At 73.5% G+C, this 2,442-nt stretch carries 2 protein-coding genes and 1 pseudogene; all 3 read right to left on the bottom strand.

From position 1 onward, the window contains the following. Window positions 1-236: pseudogene (locus D7X12_RS43890) on the bottom strand (AgmX/PglI C-terminal domain-containing protein); the annotation flags it as partial. 72 nt (window positions 237-308) lie between these two features. After that, window positions 309-1,256 (bottom strand): hypothetical protein, encoded by a 948-nt coding sequence (locus tag D7X12_RS40825; RefSeq protein WP_120630499.1) that lies wholly within the window; start codon window positions 1,254-1,256, stop codon window positions 309-311. 154 nt (window positions 1,257-1,410) lie between these two features. After that, the gene (gene gluQRS / locus D7X12_RS40820; protein ID WP_120630498.1) at window positions 1,411-2,364 is read right to left on the bottom strand and encodes a tRNA glutamyl-Q(34) synthetase GluQRS; all 954 of its coding nucleotides are present in this window, start codon (window positions 2,362-2,364) and stop codon (window positions 1,411-1,413) included. Window positions 2,365-2,442 lie beyond the last annotated feature (78 nt).

The raw sequence follows: 2,442 nt of genomic DNA, 5'->3' as shown, positions 1-2,442 counted from the left end.
GGGGGAGTGGCGGTTTGCGCGGGGGGCGGTGCCGCCACGCGGGACGGCTCGCGTGCGGCCTCAGGCGCGCGGGGAGCGGGCGACGGTGCGGGGGGAAGGCGCGCCGTGTCCGCGTCGGCGCTGTCGGGCGTGGGCCGCGTGAACCAGGAGGCCAGCAGCGCGCACAGCAGCAACACCCCCAGGCTCACGCCGGGGATGACGAGCCAGTGGAGGAGGGTGCGGTGCGAGGGCGCCATGGCGGGAGCCCGCGTGTCATAACCCGCCTCACGGGGGAACCGTGAAGCGGGGATGCACGCGAGCGCCCGAGGCTACGGGTACACCTCGCGACGCGGCGGCGTCGGATGCGTCGGCGGGGTGGTCGTCACGACGCCCTCGGCGCGGATGCGCTGGCGGCGGCTGACGCCCAGGGTGGCGCCCAGCACGGACGCGATGAGCCCCAGCAGGAGCCCCGCGAAGATGCCCCAGAAGACGCGGCCGGAGCGATCCGCCACCTGCATGGCGCCCTGGCCCACCTGCCCGGCCACCTGTCCGACCTTGCTCTTGCCCTGCTCCACCTGCTGCTCCACGCGGGTGGCGACCTCCTCGGAGTCCTGGCGTGACAGGTTGGTGTTCTGCGCGATGTTGCTCACCAGCAGCTCGCGGTCCATCCGGCCCTGGCGCACGCCCTCGGAGACGATGTCCTTGGTCGCCGCCTGCAACTGGTCCGGCGTGACGGTGGGCTTGCCCTCCTGTTGCAGCCGCTGGTTGACGGGCGCGAGCGCGTCATTGGCGTCGATGCCCAACGCCTGCGCGGCGCCTCCGCCCTCCTTCACGGCTCCCACCGCGGCCGAGCCGCCCGCCTCCACCGCCGCCTTGCCGACGTTGAACACCGCGCCCAGGAGCGACGACAGCACCATGCCCACGAGCACGACGCCCAGCAGCGTCGTCAGGCCCCACAGCACCGCGCCGTGCATCGCGCCCGCCGTCTTGTCCACGATGCCCGCGGTGCGCGCGGCCACCACCCCGCCCACGAAGAGGGCGATGAGCGGTGAGATGACGCCCCAGATGCCGGTGAAGATGCCCGCGGAGCGCGCGCTGCCGGTGTTGCCCGGATCCACCGACGACAGGCCCAGCGCGAGCCCCAGCGTGTACAGGAGGATCCACACGCCCAGCGCGACGAAGGTCCCTCCAAAGATGGACCCCCAGCTCAGCTTGGACGCGTTGCCAGGAATGGCCGAAATGATGCCGGCCCTCTCGTTTTCGACAATGGCTGCCATGGGGTTCCACCCTCGCTTTCGTGTGTCCCCCGGCCGCGGACCCCACGGTGAGGACGTACGTGTCTGCGTTGAAGGTGTGCACCCCGGAAGTGCGGTCATCGTCCCCGTGCCCGGCCGCCCCGCCCCGGAGGGAAGGGCGGACGGCTGGCACGGCTCAGCGCAGCCCCAGCGCGTCGAGGAGCTGTGACTCGCGCGCCACCACCGGCGCATGCGGCAGCACGTCCGTGTCGAAGCGCGCGACGAGCGCGGGCAGGTCCACCGGGCTGCCGTCACCCAGGCCGCTCCAAGCCGCGAGCAGGCCCAGCACGTGCTCGCGGGGCCGGCCGCGCGCGCGCAGCTCCCCCAACGCGAACGCCCCGTCGCGCTTCGCCAGCCGCTTGCCGTCCTCGCCCAGCACCAGCGGCACGTGGAGGAAGGCGGGCGCGGGCAGGCCCAGCGCTTCGTAGAGCAACAGCTGCCGGGGCGTGGAGGACAGCAGGTCGTCGCCCCGCAACACGTGGGTGATGCGGCTGGCCGCGTCGTCCACCACCACCGCGAGCTGGTAGCTGGCCACGCCGTCGTTGCGGCGCACCACGAAGTCCCCCACCAGCGCGTGCACGTCCTGGGCATGCGGCCCCATCAGGTCGTCCACGAAGCGCACCTCGCCGGGGCGGGCGCGGAAGCGGTACGCGGGGGCGCGCGTGCGGGAGCGCTCGGAGATCTGCTCCGCGGTGAGGTTCGCGCACGTGCCCGGGTAGCGCGGTCCCTCCTCCGACAGGCCGTGGGGGGCGCTCGCCGCGCGGGCGATCTCCGCGCGCGTGCAGAAGCACGGGTAGATGAGCCCCTCGCGCGTAAGCTTCGCCTGGGCCTCGCGGTACACGTCATCGCGCGCGCTCTGCACGAGCGGCGTCTCGTCCCAGTCCAGGCCCAGCCAGCGCAGGTCCTCGTAGAGGTCCTCCACGAACTGGGGCCGGCAGCGCGCGCGGTCCAGGTCCTCGATGCGCAGCAGGAACGCCCCGCCCGCGGCCCGCGCCTGGAGCCAGCCCAGGAGCGCGCTGCGCATGTTGCCCAGGTGCATCCGTCCGGTGGGGCTGGGCGCGAAGCGCCCTCGCAGCGTGGGTGCGGCCATGACGGCGCGACCATAACTTCTTCCCCGCCCTCCCGGCTGGGAGAGAATGCCCCGCCCCTGGCCTCCGTTCCCCTGGGG

The organism is Corallococcus sicarius (assembly GCF_003611735.1).
Lineage (GTDB): Bacteria > Myxococcota > Myxococcia > Myxococcales > Myxococcaceae > Corallococcus > Corallococcus sicarius.
Note: the sequence above shows the minus strand (reverse complement) of the source record. Positions and strands in the feature narration are given on the sequence as shown.

Bases quoted from the DNA above. Each gene is read 5' to 3' on its own strand.
- D7X12_RS40825 (WP_120630499.1), bottom strand. From the start codon at position 1,256: ATGGCAGCCATTGTCGAAAACGAGAGGGCCGGCATCATTTCGGCCATT.
- gluQRS (WP_120630498.1), bottom strand. From the start codon at position 2,364: ATGGCCGCACCCACGCTGCGAGGGCGCTTCGCGCCCAGCCCCACCGGA.